The sequence below is a fragment of the Pontibacter actiniarum genome (assembly GCF_003585765.1).
In the GTDB taxonomy this organism is placed as follows: Bacteria; Bacteroidota; Bacteroidia; order Cytophagales; family Hymenobacteraceae; genus Pontibacter; species Pontibacter actiniarum.
Genome location: NZ_CP021235.1, coordinates 1626268 through 1643141, shown reverse-complemented (window position 1 = coordinate 1643141; position 16874 = coordinate 1626268). Strand labels below are relative to the sequence as shown.

The 16874-nt window shown below is 52.0% G+C and carries 16 protein-coding genes; 10 read left to right on the top strand and 6 right to left on the bottom strand.

All coding sequences use genetic code 11. The features are described from left to right. Positions 1-115: 115 nt before the first annotated feature. Complete coding sequence (locus CA264_RS07155) at positions 116-565, bottom strand: 6-pyruvoyl trahydropterin synthase family protein (protein ID WP_025605857.1); 450 nt, start codon at positions 563-565, stop codon at positions 116-118. A 152-nt stretch (positions 566-717) separates the two neighbouring features. Further along, entirely contained in the window at positions 718-2004 is a 1287-nt protein-coding gene (locus tag CA264_RS07150) for a citrate synthase (protein ID WP_025605856.1), read from the bottom strand. 369 nt (positions 2005-2373) lie between these two features. Here CA264_RS07150 and CA264_RS07145 point away from each other — a divergent pair, with 369 nt between their 5' ends. Then, entirely contained in the window at positions 2374-2829 is a 456-nt protein-coding gene (locus CA264_RS07145) for a DUF4268 domain-containing protein (RefSeq protein WP_025605854.1), read from the top strand. A gap of 4 nt (positions 2830-2833) precedes the next feature. On the opposite strand, the gene CA264_RS07140 is transcribed toward CA264_RS07145, so the two are convergent. Continuing rightward, on the bottom strand, positions 2834-3136 hold the full coding sequence (locus tag CA264_RS07140; protein ID WP_025605853.1) for a hypothetical protein: 303 nt from the start codon (positions 3134-3136) through the stop codon (positions 2834-2836). Between the two features lie 283 nt (positions 3137-3419). Here CA264_RS07140 and CA264_RS07135 point away from each other — a divergent pair, with 283 nt between their 5' ends. From CA264_RS07135 to CA264_RS07120, 4 genes are all read left to right on the top strand, one after another. After that, positions 3420-4679, top strand: coding sequence for a metallophosphoesterase (locus tag CA264_RS07135; protein WP_025605851.1), 1260 nt, complete (start codon positions 3420-3422; stop codon positions 4677-4679). Between the two features lie 928 nt (positions 4680-5607). After that, complete coding sequence (locus tag CA264_RS07130) at positions 5608-7536, top strand: PrkA family serine protein kinase (protein WP_025605849.1); 1929 nt, start codon at positions 5608-5610, stop codon at positions 7534-7536. 84 nt (positions 7537-7620) lie between these two features. Then, complete coding sequence (locus tag CA264_RS07125; RefSeq protein WP_025605847.1) at positions 7621-8883, top strand: YeaH/YhbH family protein; 1263 nt, start codon at positions 7621-7623, stop codon at positions 8881-8883. A gap of 69 nt (positions 8884-8952) precedes the next feature. Then, entirely contained in the window at positions 8953-10467 is a 1515-nt protein-coding gene (locus tag CA264_RS07120) for a SpoVR family protein (protein WP_025605846.1), read from the top strand. 288 nt (positions 10468-10755) lie between these two features. On the opposite strand, the gene CA264_RS07115 is transcribed toward CA264_RS07120, so the two are convergent. Then, complete coding sequence (locus CA264_RS07115) at positions 10756-11223, bottom strand: MaoC family dehydratase (RefSeq protein WP_025605845.1); 468 nt, start codon at positions 11221-11223, stop codon at positions 10756-10758. Between the two features lie 339 nt (positions 11224-11562). Between CA264_RS07115 and CA264_RS07110 the strand changes: the two genes are divergently transcribed. Beyond that, complete coding sequence (locus tag CA264_RS07110) at positions 11563-12459, top strand: aldo/keto reductase (protein ID WP_025605843.1); 897 nt, start codon at positions 11563-11565, stop codon at positions 12457-12459. A gap of 425 nt (positions 12460-12884) precedes the next feature. Here CA264_RS07110 and CA264_RS07105 read toward each other — a convergent pair whose 3' ends face one another. Together CA264_RS07105 and CA264_RS07100 are read right to left on the bottom strand one after the other, a co-directional pair. Next, positions 12885-13190, bottom strand: coding sequence for a hypothetical protein (locus tag CA264_RS07105; RefSeq protein ID WP_025605841.1), 306 nt, complete (start codon positions 13188-13190; stop codon positions 12885-12887). Between the two features lie 237 nt (positions 13191-13427). After that, the gene (locus tag CA264_RS07100) at positions 13428-13982 is read right to left on the bottom strand and encodes a 3'-5' exonuclease (protein WP_025605839.1); all 555 of its coding nucleotides are present in this window, start codon (positions 13980-13982) and stop codon (positions 13428-13430) included. A 320-nt stretch (positions 13983-14302) separates the two neighbouring features. Here CA264_RS07100 and CA264_RS07095 point away from each other — a divergent pair, with 320 nt between their 5' ends. From CA264_RS07095 to CA264_RS07085, 4 genes are read left to right on the top strand one after another with little or no spacing between them, the layout of a single operon-like run. Further along, entirely contained in the window at positions 14303-14743 is a 441-nt protein-coding gene (locus CA264_RS07095) for a hypothetical protein (RefSeq protein WP_025605837.1), read from the top strand. 5 nt (positions 14744-14748) lie between these two features. After that, positions 14749-15834 (top strand): toxic anion resistance protein, encoded by a 1086-nt coding sequence (locus CA264_RS07090; protein WP_025605835.1) that lies wholly within the window; start codon positions 14749-14751, stop codon positions 15832-15834. Further along, complete coding sequence (locus tag CA264_RS21800) at positions 15834-16010, top strand: hypothetical protein (protein WP_162912063.1); 177 nt, start codon at positions 15834-15836, stop codon at positions 16008-16010. Before CA264_RS07090 ends, CA264_RS21800 begins: the two co-directional genes overlap by 1 nt. Then, entirely contained in the window at positions 16007-16843 is an 837-nt protein-coding gene (locus CA264_RS07085; RefSeq protein WP_036775733.1) for a hypothetical protein, read from the top strand. The genes CA264_RS21800 and CA264_RS07085 overlap by 4 nt, the downstream gene beginning before the upstream one ends. Positions 16844-16874 lie beyond the last annotated feature (31 nt).

The following is a 16874-nucleotide window of genomic DNA, read 5'->3' as shown; positions in this document are numbered from 1 at the left end:
CGTATAAAAATCCTGCTCTAGCCTTTGCTGGCAGAAACATTCTTGCTGATAGAATTAGCTAGGTCCTGCTGTATGCCAACACTTTTCAGCCTCACTTTCCCATGCAGTAGATTTGTTACTGGTTATCCTCCGCATACCACTCAGCAAAGGAGTTCTGCGTTTCCCACAGTTTTAAATGGTGCAGTGTTACATTAGCCGGTAAAGCGCGCTGTAGCCGGTGCTGGAAGTCCAGCAGCATGTTTTCGCAGGTGGGCTGGTAGGGTGTGAGCACCAGCCTGTGCTCGTGCTTTTCCAGTGCTTCGATCAGGTCGCGAGGAGAGTCTGCCTGCAGTACCAGGGCGTGGTCAAACAAAGATACCACGTGTTCCTGCACCAGTCGCTTTAGGTCTCCGAAGTCCATGACCATGCCGTTCTTTGGGTGCTGCTCGGCTACCAGGGGCGTGCCCAGCACCGTTACCTCCAGCTTATAAGAATGGCCGTGAATGCGGCGACAGGGGCCGTTATAGTGCAGGAGTGCGTGCGCTGTTTCAAAGGTAAAAAGCCGGGTGAGCCTGATATTTGCCATCTGCCGTAAGTATAGGTTGTTTTGCGTGCGCAAGGTAGCAGCGATGGTGCAGGCATAAAATGACACAGGTCATTGCGCGCCGCGGCGGGGCAGGGTAAAATAAAAAAGGCTGATCCGAAGACCAGCCTTTTTTGTAAGTATAAAACTGTTGCTTAGCGCTTCTCCATAGGAACATAGTCACGCTCGGTGGCACCAGTGTACACCTGACGCGGACGGCCAATAGGCTCTTTGTTCTCACGCATCTCTTTCCACTGTGCAATCCATCCTGGCAGGCGGCCAAGGGCGAACATTACCGTGAACATATCTGTTGGGATGCCAAGGGCACGGTAGATAATTCCTGAGTAGAAGTCTACGTTAGGGTAAAGCTTACGCTCTACAAAGTACGGATCGTTCAGGGCAGCTTCTTCCAGCTCTTTGGCGATGTCCAGGATAGGGTCTTTCACACCCAGTGCGCTTAGCACGTCATCAGCTGTTTTCTTGATGATCTTGGCACGCGGGTCAAAGTTCTTGTACACGCGGTGTCCGAAGCCCATCAGGCGGAACGGATCGTCTTTGTCCTTCGCTTTGGCGATGAACTTCTTCGAGTCGCCGCCGTCTGCTTTAATTTGCTCCAGCATTTCGATCACAGCCTGGTTTGCACCACCGTGCAGCGGGCCCCACAGGGCGCTGATACCGGCAGATACAGAAGAGTACAAGCTAGCGTTTGCAGAACCAACCAGACGCACAGTAGAGGTAGAGCAGTTTTGCTCGTGGTCTGCGTGCAGGATCAGCAGCTTGTTCAGGGCGTCAACCACTACCGGGTTAATTTCATAATCCTCGGTTGGGTACGCGAACATCATGTGCAGGAAGTTGGAGCAGTAGTCCAGCTTGTTCTTAGGGTAGTTTACCGGGTGGCCGATAGAGTTCTTGTAAGACCAGGCAGCGATAGTAGAGATTTTCGCCATCAGTCGGATGATCGACAGGTCAAGCTCTTCTTTCGACTGGTTCGGGTTAAGCGACTCTGGGTAGAACGCTGTCAGGGAGCTAACCAGGGCAGACAGAATGCCCATTGGGTGTGCAGCAGAAGGGAAACCGTCCAGGATTTTGCGCATGTCCTCGTTCACGAGGGTGTGCATTTTGATTTCGTTGCTGAAGTTCTCCAGCTCCTCTGCTGTTGGCAGCGCGCCGTAAATCAGAAGGTAAGCCACCTCGATAAAGTTCGACTTCTCTGCCAGTTGCTCAATCGGATAGCCTCTGTAGCGCAGGATGCCACGTTCACCGTCCAAGAAAGTGATGGCGCTTGTTGTAGCACCAGTGTTTTTATAACCTGAGTCCAGGGTGATATAGCCGGTCTTAGCGCGCAGAGAAGAGATATCAATGGCTTTTTCATTCTCCGTGCCCTCTACTACAGGCATTTGGTAAGATTTACCTTCTAAAATAATTTCAGCAAATTCTGACATGTGTATTTTATTTTATGTCCGTTGTTGTGTCTCTTATAAAGCGAAATTAGAGAAAAATGTTCTAAAATGAAATGTCGCATCGCCATTATATCTTATTTTAACAATGTTTTAACGGCATGCCACGGCGAACCTCCTTTATAAACGGCAACAGGATAAAAAGTTATACTATTTCTGTAATTATTGTGCCCCTCAAGCCAACATTTGCTTCTCAGTGCCCGCACTTGCCCAGCGGGCTAAGGCCTTTGGCCGGTGCTGGATGCCGCCCAGCAGCTAGGGCGTAGCTAAGCTAGTGACACCACTGCCTGTTCCCGCAGGGTGAAATGCATGGTTCGTTTCCTGAAATCACGCGAAAAAGGGTAAATTTGCAGCATGTATACACGCGAGCAAGCTTCACAACTCCGGCAGCAGTTCTGGACCACGTTTGGCCTTTACCTATCGCCGCAACTCTCTGCGGAGGGCTGGAAGATAAACTGGCTTAACTACAAAACCGGCGTGAAGGACATTTACTTCCGTATGAACGCGGATAACAAGCGCGCGTACATTGCCATTGAGCTGGCGCACCCGGATACTGAGCTACAGGAGTTGGTTTTCGAGCAGTTTCAGGAGCATAAAACGATGTTGCACGAGGCCCTGGGAGAAGAGTGGGAGTGGGACTTGCATACGACCGACGAATCGGCCCGGGTGGTGAGCCGTATCTACAAGGCCGTAAGCCCGGTGAATGTATTTAACAAAGACGATTGGCCCCAGCTTATTTCCTTCCTGAAGCCGCGCATCATTGCCTTGGATATGTTCTGGAGCGACGCCAAGTACAGCTTCGAGAGCTAAGGCTTTACCAGGTGGTGTCATCGTCGGGGTTGGTAAAGCCCACCCCGGGCTGAAAACGGGTACCGTTGCCATGCAGGTGGTTCCACATATCCACTTCCATCTTTTTCCGGTCGAGTTGCAGAAATTCATCCCAGCGCTCCTTGTCATCCTCCGAGAACTGCGCCACCAGGTCGTCGAGCTGTAGGCTATGGCCCGCCTGCTGCTGCTCAGCCAGCTCAACATTGTTGCGCAGCATCTGCTCAATGATGATGCGGAAGTAGGTGTTTAGTTCCTTATAACGTTCTTCGTTCCAGTTCTCCAGGTTCATATGGTGCGATGTTAGGTTAATAGCGTTAGGGTGCCAGCCTCCTTCTGTCTGCAGCCGGTGTTACAAGTATACCTAAAACTAGCCGCTTTGTTAACTAAAGCCGCACTTTCTACAGAACTACAGCTGCTGCCTCCTGCTTCCGGGCTCAGCGCGCTTTATGCACAAGCATTCGCTTCTTCAGAAACCTGCTTCGGCCGTACAAACCTGTTTTACACACGGCTAAAAACAGGAGATTTGGCTATATTACCGGATTACTAAGTAAAGGCAAAAGCTACAGTACGTCATGACGCAGGTTATTTTATTTCTGGGGGCCATTTCCCTGCTAATGGATTGGTATGTCTTTCAGGGGCTTAAGCGCCTCACATCCAGCTGGCGCTCCGACAACCTGCGACGGGCAGTGTACACCATTTTCTGGGTATTCTTCGTGGGCTTTCTTATCGGCTTCGGTATTGCTGTCTATGTTCGCTTCACCAGTGACCGCGCCACGCCGGTGGTGCAGTGGTTTATTAACGCCTTTCTTACCTTTTTTGTAACCAAGCTGGTATTTATTCTGGTGCTGTTTGCGGAGGATATTTATCGCCTTGCAGTGGCTGTAGCCCGGTTCTTCAGTAAAAAGGCGGGAGCGAAGGGCACCCCGGCGCGACTGTTGCCCGCCCGCCGAAAGTTTATGAGCCAGGTTGCGCTGGCGCTGGCCAGCGTTCCGTTCGCATCCTTTGTGTACGGTACGATTAAAGGGAAGTACAACTATCAGCTGCACCGACACACGTTATACTTTGATGATCTGCCGGAGGCCTTCGACGGCTTTACCATTACGCAGATCTCTGATGTTCATTCAGGAAGTTTCGACAATGCAGACGCCGTGCAGCATGGCATTGAGTTGGTGAAAGCGCAGCAGTCAGACCTTTTTGTCTTTACCGGTGACCTGGTGAACGACCATGCCACTGAAATTCTGCCTTACATGGATGCCTTCAGCCAGATAAAAGCGCCTTATGGGCAGTACTCCATCCTGGGCAACCATGACTATGGGATGTATGCCGACTGGCCAAGCGAGGAGGCGAAGGAAGCAAACCTGGAGCGCCTCAAACAAATCCAGGCAGCCATGGGCTACCGCCTGCTGCTGGACGAGCATGTGGCAATTGAGAAAGACGGCCAGAAGCTGGCCCTGATCGGCGTAGAGAACTGGGGCACGGGCTTCATACAAAAAGGCGACCTGGATAAGGCGCTTCAGGGAGTGGACCAGGACGCCTTTAAGGTCCTGCTGTCGCACGACCCCTCACACTTTGATGAAGTAGTGAAAGTGCACCCCACGCACATCCACCTGACCCTTTCCGGGCACACGCACGGGATGCAGTTCGGCGTAGAAACGCCCCTGGTGCGCTGGAGCCCGGCGCAGTACCGTTACGAGAACTGGGCGGGCCTGGCCCGGGAAAACGATCGCCTGCTTTACGTAAACCGCGGCTTCGGCTTTATCGGCTTTTCCGGCAGGGTCGGTGTTTGGCCTGAGATAACCGTGCTGGAGCTGCGAAAGGGACGGCCGCAGTAACCAGGCACTGTCAGTCTCAGTAGCCTAGCTGCGTGCCTTGACAGCAGCATGCACTGCGAGTAAGCCGCTGGTGCGCCAGCGGCTCCTTACTGTATGGCAAAGCGCTTCGCCGGAGGATTTACAGAGCCGGGGAAGTAGCCGTAGAACAGTGGAGGGTACAACTTCTATCACTCTTTCTCACTTTTATTTTGAAGGACCTGCCGAAGCATTATCAGGCGGCGGCCAACCAAAACACACTGCTGTACAATACAAACACCAGCACTACAGCCCGGACCTGCTCTTCCTTCTTCTGGTGCACATAGCTACTGCGTATTCAAAGTACAATCTGTCTTTGATTTCCCGGAGCACTGAGGTATGCGTGCGTTGGGTATAATTGTAACTTTTAAACAATAAGTAAAAGGTATTATATTTTTCATATGGCTCACGTATAAAGTTTGTATTATAAAATATAATCAATTTTGAATTTAAAAAATCAAAACGCTGTTTTACAAGCAGGTGCAAAGCATGGGGTTCTCTTGTGCAGCGTACAGCGAACATCACACGCAGCTGTTTCAGGTCTGTAAATAACACAGGGTGAAACAGGCTGTAGGGATCGCAATGACTCCGGGCCTTTGCCGACGCAGGGTAAGAAGAGGCTCCCCGGTTCGACCTGCAAACCCTGTGTATGGGTAGTGGTACAGTGGCGTTGCGCCATACCTTGCGTTATTCCATACATAGACGACGACCAGGTTAACAGTAACCTTGGGTACAGGAGGCCCTAGACAGGCACAGGCCCGAAGACAATTTTTCAGACATAACATACCTCTCACACTATATGATAAGATTAGTTGCTTAGCAGTTGACCACACTCCAGACAAATAGTTGATAAACTGCTAGTTGCTCTATGTTATAAAATGATTCTGACGATGTTATAAAGACACAAGCAAATATGAACATTTTAGAGAAAATCAAGACCAATTACAGTGCCTCAATGAATGAGATGACAGTAGCTGCCTATCTCGAGGAGTGTAAAAAAGACCCGAGCGTGTATGCCAAGCCTGCAGAAAGGATCCTGCACGCAATCGGGGAGCCGGAAGTTCTGGACACCCGCCAGGACCCGGTGCTAAGCAGAATCTTCTCCAACAAGAAGATAAAAGTCTATCCGGCTTTCAAAGACTTCTATGGGATGGAAAGCACCATTGAGCAGATCGTTTCCTACTTCCGCCATTCGGCGCAGGGCCTGGAGGAGAAGAAACAAATCCTGTACCTGATGGGCCCGGTTGGCGGCGGAAAGAGCTCTCTGGCCGAAAAGCTAAAGCACCTGATGCAGCAGAACCCTATTTATGTGCTGAAGGCAGGGGAGGAGGTGAGCCCGGTGTTTGAGAGCCCGCTCGGCCTGTTTGCCGACTACACCGAGGAGCTGGAGGAGGAGTACAGCATACCGTCGCGTTACGTGCCCAGCTGCATGAGCCCCTGGGCCTCTAAAAGGCTGCGCGAGTTCGACGGCGACATTAACCGCTTCAAAGTTATCCGGCTCTTCCCGTCCATACAGGACCAGGTGGCAATCTCCAAAACCGAGCCCGGTGATGAGAACAACCAGGACATTTCCACGCTGGTGGGTAAGGTGGATATCCGTAAGCTGGCCGAGTACCAGCAGAGCGACCCCGACGCCTATTCTTATACCGGCGGGTTGTGCCTGGCCAACCAGGGCCTGCTGGAGTTTGTGGAGATGTTCAAGGCCCCGATCAAGGTCCTGAACCCGTTGCTGACCGCCACGCAGGAGAAGAACTACAAGGGCACAGAGCCGATCGGGGCCATTCCGTTTGACGGCATCATCCTGGCCCACTCCAATGAGTCGGAATGGGCCAAGTTCCTCAACGATAAGAAAAACGAGGCTTTCCTGGACCGTATCTACAAAGTACAGGTGCCGTACTGCCTCCGCGTGAGCGAGGAAATCAAGATTTATGAAAAGCTTATTCGGGAGAGTTCGCTTAAAAACGCCCCCTGCGCACCCAAGACCATCGAGCTGCTGGCCGAGTTTTCGGTAATGTCGCGGCTGAAGGAACCGGAGAACTCCAGCATTTACTCCAAAATGCGCGTCTACAACGGTGAAACACTGAAGGAGACGGACCCCAATGCCAAATCCATACAAGAGTACCGCGACGATGCCGGTATTAATGAGGGCATGCAGGGTATCTCTACGCGCTTCGCTTTCAAGATCCTTTCCAAGGTTTTCAACTTTGACAGTGAGGAGATAGCCGCCAACCCGGTGCATCTGCTTTATGTGCTGGAGCAAGAGGTGGTGAAGATGATGCTGCCACCAGAAACAGAGACAAAATACCTGCACCTGATCAAGTCGCTGCTGGCCAGTAAGTACGCTGAGTTTATCGCAGATGAGATACAGAAGGCTTACATCGAGTCTTACAGCTCCTATGGGCAGAACATCTTTGAAAAGTATGTGATCTATGCCGACCATTGGATGCAGAATAACGACTACCGGGACCCGGACTCGGGGGAGATTTTTGACAGGAGCATCCTGAATGCGGAACTGGAGAAGATAGAGAAGCCTGCAGGCATTGCCAACCCCAAGGACTTCCGGGCTGAGGTAACCAACTTTACCCTGCGCTACAAAGCGAACCACGGCGGCGAAAACCCGCGCTGGGATTCCTACGAGAAGATCAAGAACGTGATCGAAAAGAAGATCTTTACCAATACCGAAGATCTGCTGCCAGTGGTGTCGTTCACGGCGAAGTCGAACAAGGAAGACGAGAAGAAGCACCGTGATTTCACCAAACGGATGAAGGACAGGGGCTATACAGATAAGCAGATCCGCATACTGGTGGATTGGTTTATGCGGGTAAGAAAAACAATGGCGTAAATAAGGTATGGGGTAAAAGGTATGGGTTAAAAGTGCCTCTTCTAACCCATAGCTTTTACCTCTCCACTCTCAACTCAAATTCCCATGAGCCACATCATTGACAGACGGAAGAACGACAAGGGGAAATCTACGGGTAACCGGCAGAAGTTCTTAAAGCGGGTAGAGAGCCAGATTAAGAAGGCCATTCCGGATATTATCAGCCAGGAAAGTATAAAAGACAGCAGCACAGGCGGCAGCGTGAAAGTGCCCGTGCGTGGCCTGGATGAGCCGAGTTTCCGCCATGACCCTAAAACAGGCAAGAAGTATATCATAAAGCCCGGCAACGACCGCTTTAACGAAGGCGACCGTGTACCTAAGCCAAAAGGCGGTGCCGGTGGCAGCGGGAAGGGGAAGGGCTCTAACAGCCCGGAGGTCACCGAGGACGAATTTACCGTGGTTCTGTCGCGGGAGGAGTTTCTGAAGTACTTTTTCGATGACCTGGCGCTACCCAACCTGGTGAAGAAGCTCATGGACAGCACGGAGAACTTTGAATCGCGCCGCGCCGGCTATACCAAAGACAGCGTTCCCTCGCGCCTGAATATTAAAACGAGCTACCGGCAGTCGCTGGGGCGGCGGCTGGCGCTGAAGGGTGTTTTTGAGAAGAAGCTGCAAAAGCTTGAAGCGCAGCTGGCGAGCACGGCGGACCCCGAAGAGAGGCTGTTGCTGGAGGCGGAGCTGGAAAAGGTAAGAAAGCAGGCCAATACCATTCCTTTTTTTGAGGATATCGACATGCGCTACAACAACTTTGAGCGTGTGCCAGTGCCTGTTACCTCTGCCGTAATGTTCTGCGTGATGGATGTGTCTGCCTCGATGGGCTACCACGAGAAGGATATCGCGAAGCGGTTCTTTACGCTCCTGTACATCTTCCTGACCAGGCAGTATAAAAATGTGGAACTGGTGTTTATCCGGCACCACACAGAGGCCAAAGAGGTAGACGAGGAGGAGTTTTTTAACTCCCGGGAAAGCGGCGGCACAGTGGTTGCTCCCTCCCTAAAACTGATGGACAGGATCATCCGGGAACGCTATGACGAGAGTTGGAACGTGTACTGCTGCCAGGCGTCGGACGGTGACGTATGGTCGAAGCAGGATGCCCTGGAATGTAAGAAGCTGCTGCAGGAGGCGGTGCTGCCCTCCATTCAGTTTATGGCCTACATCGAAATTAACAGCAAAGACCGCGAAAGCGATCTTTGGCAGGCTTACAAGCGGATCAGCAACGACGAGGACTTTTCCATCAGGCATATTTACGAAGCCTATGAGATCTGGCCAGTTTTCCAGGGGCTGTTCCGGAAGCGGCGCGAGGCTGCCTGAGCCAGACTGTTAGCCTTCTCTTTAACCAGCCCTTTAGCTGGAGTATAGCAAGTATAAAATATCACCGCCATGACAGAGAAAGACCAGTACAGAGCCATGTTCTGTAGCCCCAACTGGGACTACAAAACCCTGGAGGCGGCAGATGAGGTGATCAGCAGAATAGGACGCGATTACCTGAAGCTGAAGACCTACCCGAACCAGATCGAGATCGTGACCTCGGAGCAGATGATTGATGCCTACGCGCTCACGGGCTTGCCTACTTCTTACCCGCACTGGAAATTTGGCAAAGACTTCGTGCTTAACCAGAGCAACTATACCAAGGGGCGCATGGGGCTTTCCTATGAGCTGGTGATCAACTCCAACCCATGCATCAGCTACAACATGGAGAACAATTCCACTTGTATGATGCTGCTCGTGATCGCACATGCCTGCCAGGGACATAATGCCTTTTTCGCCAACAACTACATGTTCCTGGACTGGACCTCCGCCGACTCTATTGTTGATTACATGGTGTTTGCCCGCGATTACATTCTGCGGTGCGAGGAGGAGTACGGCGAGGAGGAAGTGGAGCGGGTACTCGACGCAGCCCATGCCCTCATGAACCACGGCATTGACAAGTATAAAAAACCTTCTAAAGTATCTGCCAAGGAAGAAAACGACCGGCTCAGGAAGCTGGCGCATATAAAGCGGGAAAACTACAACGAGATATGGAAAACGCTGCCAACACAGCCTGAGCTGCCGGATGCGGCACCGGGGGAGGAGCACAGGTTTCCCAAAGAGCCGGAAGAGAACATCCTATACTTTATTGAAAAGTACGCGCCAACGCTGCCTGCCTGGAAAAGAGAGATCATTCGGATTGTGCGCAAAGTAGCGCAGTATTTTTACCCGCAGGGGGCAACCAAGGTGATGAACGAAGGCTTTGCCACCTTCACGCACTACCACATCATAAACAAGCTGTTTGACGAAGGCTATGTGAACGACGGCTTTATGCTGGAGTTTATCAAAAGCCACAGCGGTGTGCTGTACCAGCCGGAGTACAACAGCAAATACTACGCTGGGCTCAACCCGTACACGCTAGGCTTTAACATCTTCATGGACATCAAGCGCATTTGCCTGGAGCCTACCGCCGAAGACAAAGCCTGGTTTCCGAACCTGGTCGGGAAAGACTGGCTGGAGCAGGTGCATTACGTAATGGAGAATTTCCGGGATGATAGCTTTATACTGCAGTATCTCTCGCCAAAGGTTATCCGCGACATGAAGCTGTTCACCATTATTGATAAGGAGAACGAAACGGATTACGAGATAGGGGCGATCCACAATGAGCGCGGGTACAGAAAAGTAAGGGAGCAGCTGAGCTACCAGTATGACCGCTCTTCCCGTGTGCCCAACATACAGGTTACAAAGGTAGACCTGCACCGGACCAGCAAGCTGTACCTGACCCACTACATCCAGAAAGACCGCCGCCTGGAGGCTGAAAGCGCCAAGGCTACCTTAGAGCAAATCCGCTACCTGTGGGGCTTCCCGGTAGAACTGCAGGCTAAGAACAAGCTGGGGATAAATGAAAGCACGTTTGAGGCAAAATAAGGCTCAAACAGTGTCGTCTACGGTTGCTTTAGTGCGATAGCGTCGCCAGAACCTGCTGACGATTCAGATGTTTGCAGCCTCAGTTAAGCATGTGCTGCACCGGTTGCTACAAGGCTTCAGCCGCAGCCACATCAGCCTTCGCTCCAGGAAGCAACGCTATTCATGTCCGCTTCTGTCCCGGCTTTGGGGCATGTTCTGCTGCCTCTCAGAGTAAGAGGTAGTAGAACATGCCTTCCCGGCTTCTAAAGCCAAGATAACAGTAGGCACGGCAGTACTGCGACAGCCTCTCTAGCCGTTAAAATGGTACAGGAACGTGATGATACCTGTAAAGGCAGGCTTCTTACTGTCTTTGATCTCCAAGGTTACTTCCAGCCGGGCTTTGGCAATGCCGCGCAGGTCCTTTACCGAAAGCAGCTTTGCCCGCAAGCGAACGTCGCTGTTCACGGTAACAGCCTGGTTAAAGCGAAGGCTTTCTATCTCGTAGTTCACCTGCATTTTCAGGTTTTCAATCGAAGCGATCTGCGACCACAGGTAAGGCAGCAGCGACACGGTCAGGTAGCCGTGTGCAATGGTGGCTCCGAAGGGCGTTTCGGTTTTAGCACGCTCGGCATCCAGGTGAATCCATTGGTGGTCGAGGGTGGCGTCCGCGAACTTGTTTATCTGCTCCTGGGTGATGGTGTGGTATTCTGAAACACCCATTTCCGTACCTTCATACTGGGAGAGTTCCTGAAGGCTTTTTATAGTTAATTTGCTCATGGCGTATTTTGTATCAGTCGCTGGGTATACTTTGTGTTGCAGGCTTATACTTGCCGTATGCTACTTGGTTGCTTTGGGTGTATATTGGCAGCGGTAAAGGGAGTTTAACGGAAACCGCAAGACGATAGACCACGCCTAAAGGCTCCTGCTGCATGCACACACGTAATATATACATCGCCGAATGTAAGACGTATTAAGCGAATAAGCAAATGCTACGGTTAACCATTGTTTAAACATAAGCCTAATGTGCGGCAAAATTCGATGGGGACTATACTATCTTTGCCTGTTGTAAGAACTGTAGCGTAAGGAAGATAGGCGCATAAGAAGATTTGATTTACGATGAAGCATAAACAGTTAGGAAGTTCAAGCCTGTCGGTTAGCGAGGTCAGCTTTGGCTGCATGTCATTGGGTGCTGACCGAAAGGCCGATATAAAGCTGCTCCACCAGGCCCTGGACCGGGGCATTAACTTGTTCGATACTGCCGATTTGTACCAGCAAGGGGAAAACGAGGTAACCGTAGGCAGCGCCTTTAAAGGGATGCGCGAGCAGGTTGTCATCGCCACCAAAGTAGGCAACCAGTGGCGCCCGGACGGCAGTGGCTGGGACTGGAACCCGACCAAGAAATATGTGCTTCAGGCCGTAGAGCATAGCCTGCAGCGGCTGCAGACGGATTACATCGACCTTTACCAGCTGCATGGCGGCACAATAGAGGACCCTATCGAGGAAACCATTGAGGCTTTTGAACTGCTAAAACAGCAGGGAAAGATACGGTACTACGGGATATCCTCCATCAGGCCCAACGTGATACGGGAGTATGTGAGCCGCTCCAGCATAACCAGTGTAATGATGCAGTACAGCCTGCTGGACCGCCGTCCGGAAGAAGCTGTGTTGCCTCTCCTGCAGCAGCAGCAAATTGGGGTGCTCGCACGCGGAAGCCTGGCGCAGGGGATGCTGGCGGGCAAACCGGCGAAAGCTTATCTTTCCTATACTTCAGAGGCTGTTCAGAAGGCCGCCCACGCTGTACAGGCAATTAGCGGGAAGACCAGAAGTGCCGCTGAAACAGCCGTGCGTTTTGCGCTGCATCACCCTGCTGTTACCTCTGCGGTTATGGGCCTCCGCACGGAAGAACAGCTGGAGGAGGCATTGCAACTTGGCAATACCGCCCCGCTAAAAGACACGGAAGTAGAGGCTCTACAGGCAGTGTTACCTGCTGTTACCTATGAGCAGCACCGGTAGCAGGCAGCCGCAAGTATAAGTATAAGTATAAGTATGGTGCGGCCTGTGTGTCTGGTTACCGGTAGCTGCTGCCCAAAAACAAGCAGACCTCCACTGTTGCGGAGGTCTGCTGTTGCTTAGTCGTAGCTGTTTTTCTTCTTTTCACGCTTAGCGGCCTGTTTTTCCTTGGGTGTTTTCGCCGCCTTTTTCTTTACATCCTTTTTTGCGTCTTGTGACTTTGCCATGGCACGTAAGTTTTATAGTGTACTTAAAGGTACGTTATTTTTCCGTTAGTCGCCGGCATTTTTCTGAAAGCTACAAAACGGTATTCATAGCTAATTTGCAAAGGCTTCCTATACTTGTACCGGCTTGCCAACGTGGTTTCTAAAATGGCTGGTGCACCTACTGCTGCGTTCATCAATGCGCCTGTTAATAGGGTAGTGCCATTAGGAGTAATGAACCTCCAGCTCACCCGCCTGAAGACCCAGTGCAATGCCGCGTTGGAGCAAAGCACAGTTAGGGTGGGAGGGGTCGCTCAGGTCTTTCCCTACTTCGCTGATGGTCGTATGCAGTGGGTCGCCTTCGAAAAAACGAAACCACACGGTTTTCTCCGTCTCATCCTCATCCTCGGATATCACCTGCTGCTCAATGTACCGCAGCCGCTCCAGCAGCTGGTCTAGGTCAATTTCATCGTCAATATATTTGCCAAAGGCGTCTCTGGCGATAGTGGTGTATTGGGGCTGCTTCGTCATGGAGCACAAGTTAGCAAGAGGAAGCCAGAGAATGGTACATCCTCCGGTAAAAACTTCCTCTGTATACCAATTAGGGTACCTTACAACACATACATACCAGGTGGTGATACACCGTCTGCTCCACCAATTTTGGGCTTGTACGGGAAACGCGATAGGCCAAAGCGGCTGTCCAGGCGAAGCAAGCCCAAGTGCTTGCAATGTGCTAGTGTACTGCTGTGGCTACCTCAGTTCCTCTTGTCAGATGCGGCTGATTTTGCTTCCCATCTTGGCGTCAAACTCTGCCTCGGAAGCCGTGCCTGTCAGGTCAAAGGCTTTGAGAGACAAGGCGGCACAGGCATGGGCATCGGATGCGGCCCGGTGGTGAAGGAAGTTGATCTGGTGCATGTTGCAAAGCGTTTTCAGGTCGTAGCGGCTCAGGCCTTTCCAGATGCTTTTCGAGAACTTCAGACTGCAGGCAAAGCGGGCCTCTGGCAGCGGTATGTTGTAGGTAGCCAGTGTTTTCCGCAGCACACTCATGTCGAAGCTGGCATTGTGCGCGATCAGAAACTGCCCCTCCAGGTAAGGCTTCAGAACCGGCCACAGCTCCCGGAAGTCGGGCTGGTCTTTCACATCGGCGGGCCGGATGCCGTGCACCGCCACATTAAAGGAGTTAAAGTGCGGGTAATAGTGTGGCTTGATCAGCCAGGAGCGCGTTTCGACAATTTTCCTGTTTCTCACCACCGTTACTCCAATCTCACACGGGCTGTCTCTTTGAGGGGTAGCGGTCTCAAAGTCAATAGAGATAAAATCCATGCCCAAAGCTACGATTTATTGCAGAGAAGTCCGCAAGGTAAGCGGCCGTTGGCAGTGCAAAAACTCTGCCTTGGCGGCTCAGGACTAAGGTGGTGCACTGCTCACTGCCATGCTCAAAAAGCAGCTGCACAAGGTTTTAGCGGGCCTGGTGCTGCGAAACAATCTTCTGCCAATCCCCGGATGGCGCACCTACATCCATTGGTTTAGACTACGAGGAAGCGCGTGTGCCCACTTTGGCTTTGCACAAGTCGACTTCTGTAAAGAATTACGCGTATAGAAAAGTAACCAATCAACCAGGCTGTTAAAAAACATCACAAAATATGTTAATTTTCTGGACGTTCGTTATAGGAGCAGTACTAGGGTATGTGTTCGGATATTACCTGAAGCCGAACCACCGCCTGCGCAAAGCCATCGGAGAGGCACAGAAAGCCTGCAGGGCGGCGCTGGAAGGAGGGAACAAAGGCGTGTACAGAACAATTGTAACAGACCATAACCAATCGTCGGAGCTGACGGTAGAGGTGCAGGAGTTGGCTGTTACCCAGGCAGGGCAGGTAAAGGTGGCCTATACCAGCGCCTTTTACAAGAACCCCGAATTCAGAAACAAAAAAGGAGAAGCCCTGCTGCGTGAAGTGCGCGACTTGCTGGGGGATTACCTGCCTTATGATGAGGTAGCGTGGTATGAAACCACTGAGCGCCAGGAACGCCTGGGCAAAACACTAAGTTCTTTAGACAACCTACATAACCAACATCTCGGAGCCTAAACACCATGGAAAACACCAACATCTCGATTGCCGAAGACAAAGACCTGATACAGCAGAGAGCTCAGGATATCTCTAAAACAATTGACCCTACCAAGCCCGAATCGCTCACCAACTTCGGCGTGGAAACACAGCGCAAGCTCGGTTACTACTCTAACGAGCTGCTGACCAAGGTGAAGGCCAAAGACTCCGGCGACGCCGGGGCCGCCATAAACGAGCTGCTGACCAAGATCAACATGATCAAAATTGATGAGGAGGAGCGAAAAGGGTTCTTCTCGCGGCTGCCCTTCGCCAAGAAGATCAAAGACAGATCGCAGCGGCTCGCCTCGCAGTATAACTCCATCGCCGAGAACGTTGACGACGTCGTGGTGAAGCTGGAGAAAACGCGCCAGAGCATCCTGAAGGACTCTACCAGCCTGGAGGTGATGTTTAAGCAAGCGGTGGAGTATATCCATGAAGTACGTGCCGTGATCGCGGCGGGCAAAATGAAAATCGAGGAGCTCGAAAACGAAGATATCCCCAAGCTCCAGCAGGAGGTAGAGGCAAGCGAGCAGGACGAACTGGTGGTACAGCGCCTGAGCGACATGGTAGCCTTTAAGGAGCGCCTCGAGAAGAAAGTGCACGACCTCATGCTCTCGCATACCATTGCCACGCAGTCGATGCCCCAGATCCGCATGATCCAGACGACGAACGATGTGCTGGCACAGAAGATACATAACTCCATTGTGACCGTGATACCCGTTTGGCGCCAGCAGGTGGCCATTGCGCTGGGCCTGGAGAAGCAGCGGAAAGCACTGGAGATTCAGAAGAAGGTGACGGACACCACCAACGAGATGCTGCTGAAGAACTCGCAGCTGCTCAAAACCAATGTGGCCAACGCTGCCAAAGAAAACGAGCGCGGCATTGTAGATGTAGAGACGCTGAAAAAGGTTAACCGCGATATGGTGGAGACGCTGGATGCGGTGATCAAGATTTCGGAGGAGGGAAGCCGCAAACGGGCGGAGGCCGTGAAGGAACTGGCGGAGGTGCAGGAAGAGCTGAACAGCAAAATCATCAGCACCTTCAGCAAATCCAAAAAGATTGAGGCGGAATAATGGCTGAGGATAAAAAAGAGCGAGACGCAAACAACCAGTTTCTGACAGAGGAGCAGGCGGCGGTTCTGGAGTTGTATCTGCAGAAGCTGGACCATCTGTACGAAGAGCTGAAGGCATCCGAAAAGCTACAGGTAGAAATAGAGACAGCGCACCTTAAACGGATCTTAAGCAAATGATGAAGTTTCTGCGGCAAATCTTCGGGCTGAATGGTGTGACTGGCAACAGAACGGTAGTGGGTAGCCCGGAAAGTACAGGTGCCCGGGATTCGCCTTACCTGGAGGATTCCAAGCGCCGCCTTACGGAGTTGCAGGAGCTCTGCGCCAGGTATAAAGGCACCCCCTACGCCAGCGAAATCAAAGCTGCCTACGACAAGACATACCGTATTCATACCTACCTGGTGGGCCGTGGCCGCACGCATGAACTCGAGATGTTCCACCTGCAGCACACCGACAATTTCCTGAACACCTTCACAGTGATCATAAACATGCACCGCCAGCAGTACGGGCAGAAGGCGGCGGCAACCCCGCCTGAACCGCTCGCCCAAAGAACGGAGGTGGTGGGACGAACCTTGGTACTGGGGCCGTTCAGGCGGGACAGAAAAGAGGTGAAGGCAGCCCGCATGCAGAACCGCGAAACCAGCCAGCGGGTTTTTGTCGAAACCACGGAGGCTAAAACCGATGTGCCGCGGCTCTCTATCCCGGAGATATCGATTAATACCTATTCAAAACTGGTGTACCTGCGGGAGGACCTCTCCGATGGCCTGACTACGGATGAAATAGGCTTTACCTCTACGCCGGAGGAGAAGCATGTATTTGTGAACTATATCTCGGGGAGGCTCGGGTTGCACGGGATCACGTATGTGGGTAATGCGATGGTGTATATTCCGGACCATGCCAGTTCGCAGCCGGCCGAGATGGTGCCTGTTATACACTGGAACGGTTCCCCCTACATTTTAAGCCTGGAGGATTACCGCCTGTTTCCGGTCAGAACCTACAGAAAGAGCAGGTAGGGGCGATACGACTTGCTGCCATAAGGTTCGA

What these genes read in the sequence shown, in the direction of transcription:
- CA264_RS07155 (WP_025605857.1), bottom strand. Translation starts at nt 565, where the DNA reads ATGGCAAATATCAGGCTCACCCGGCTTTTTACCTTTGAAACAGCGCAC.
- CA264_RS07150 (WP_025605856.1), bottom strand. Translation starts at nt 2,004, where the DNA reads ATGTCAGAATTTGCTGAAATTATTTTAGAAGGTAAATCTTACCAAATG.
- CA264_RS07145 (WP_025605854.1), top strand. Translation starts at nt 2,374, where the DNA reads ATGTATACACGCGAGCAAGCTTCACAACTCCGGCAGCAGTTCTGGACC.
- CA264_RS07140 (WP_025605853.1), bottom strand. Translation starts at nt 3,136, where the DNA reads ATGAACCTGGAGAACTGGAACGAAGAACGTTATAAGGAACTAAACACC.
- CA264_RS07135 (WP_025605851.1), top strand. Translation starts at nt 3,420, where the DNA reads ATGACGCAGGTTATTTTATTTCTGGGGGCCATTTCCCTGCTAATGGAT.
- CA264_RS07130 (WP_025605849.1), top strand. Translation starts at nt 5,608, where the DNA reads ATGAACATTTTAGAGAAAATCAAGACCAATTACAGTGCCTCAATGAAT.
- CA264_RS07125 (WP_025605847.1), top strand. Translation starts at nt 7,621, where the DNA reads ATGAGCCACATCATTGACAGACGGAAGAACGACAAGGGGAAATCTACG.
- CA264_RS07120 (WP_025605846.1), top strand. Translation starts at nt 8,953, where the DNA reads ATGACAGAGAAAGACCAGTACAGAGCCATGTTCTGTAGCCCCAACTGG.
- CA264_RS07115 (WP_025605845.1), bottom strand. Translation starts at nt 11,223, where the DNA reads ATGAGCAAATTAACTATAAAAAGCCTTCAGGAACTCTCCCAGTATGAA.
- CA264_RS07110 (WP_025605843.1), top strand. Translation starts at nt 11,563, where the DNA reads ATGAAGCATAAACAGTTAGGAAGTTCAAGCCTGTCGGTTAGCGAGGTC.
- CA264_RS07105 (WP_025605841.1), bottom strand. Translation starts at nt 13,190, where the DNA reads ATGACGAAGCAGCCCCAATACACCACTATCGCCAGAGACGCCTTTGGC.
- CA264_RS07100 (WP_025605839.1), bottom strand. Translation starts at nt 13,982, where the DNA reads ATGGATTTTATCTCTATTGACTTTGAGACCGCTACCCCTCAAAGAGAC.
- CA264_RS07095 (WP_025605837.1), top strand. Translation starts at nt 14,303, where the DNA reads ATGTTAATTTTCTGGACGTTCGTTATAGGAGCAGTACTAGGGTATGTG.
- CA264_RS07090 (WP_025605835.1), top strand. Translation starts at nt 14,749, where the DNA reads ATGGAAAACACCAACATCTCGATTGCCGAAGACAAAGACCTGATACAG.
- CA264_RS21800 (WP_162912063.1), top strand. Translation starts at nt 15,834, where the DNA reads ATGGCTGAGGATAAAAAAGAGCGAGACGCAAACAACCAGTTTCTGACA.
- CA264_RS07085 (WP_036775733.1), top strand. Translation starts at nt 16,007, where the DNA reads ATGATGAAGTTTCTGCGGCAAATCTTCGGGCTGAATGGTGTGACTGGC.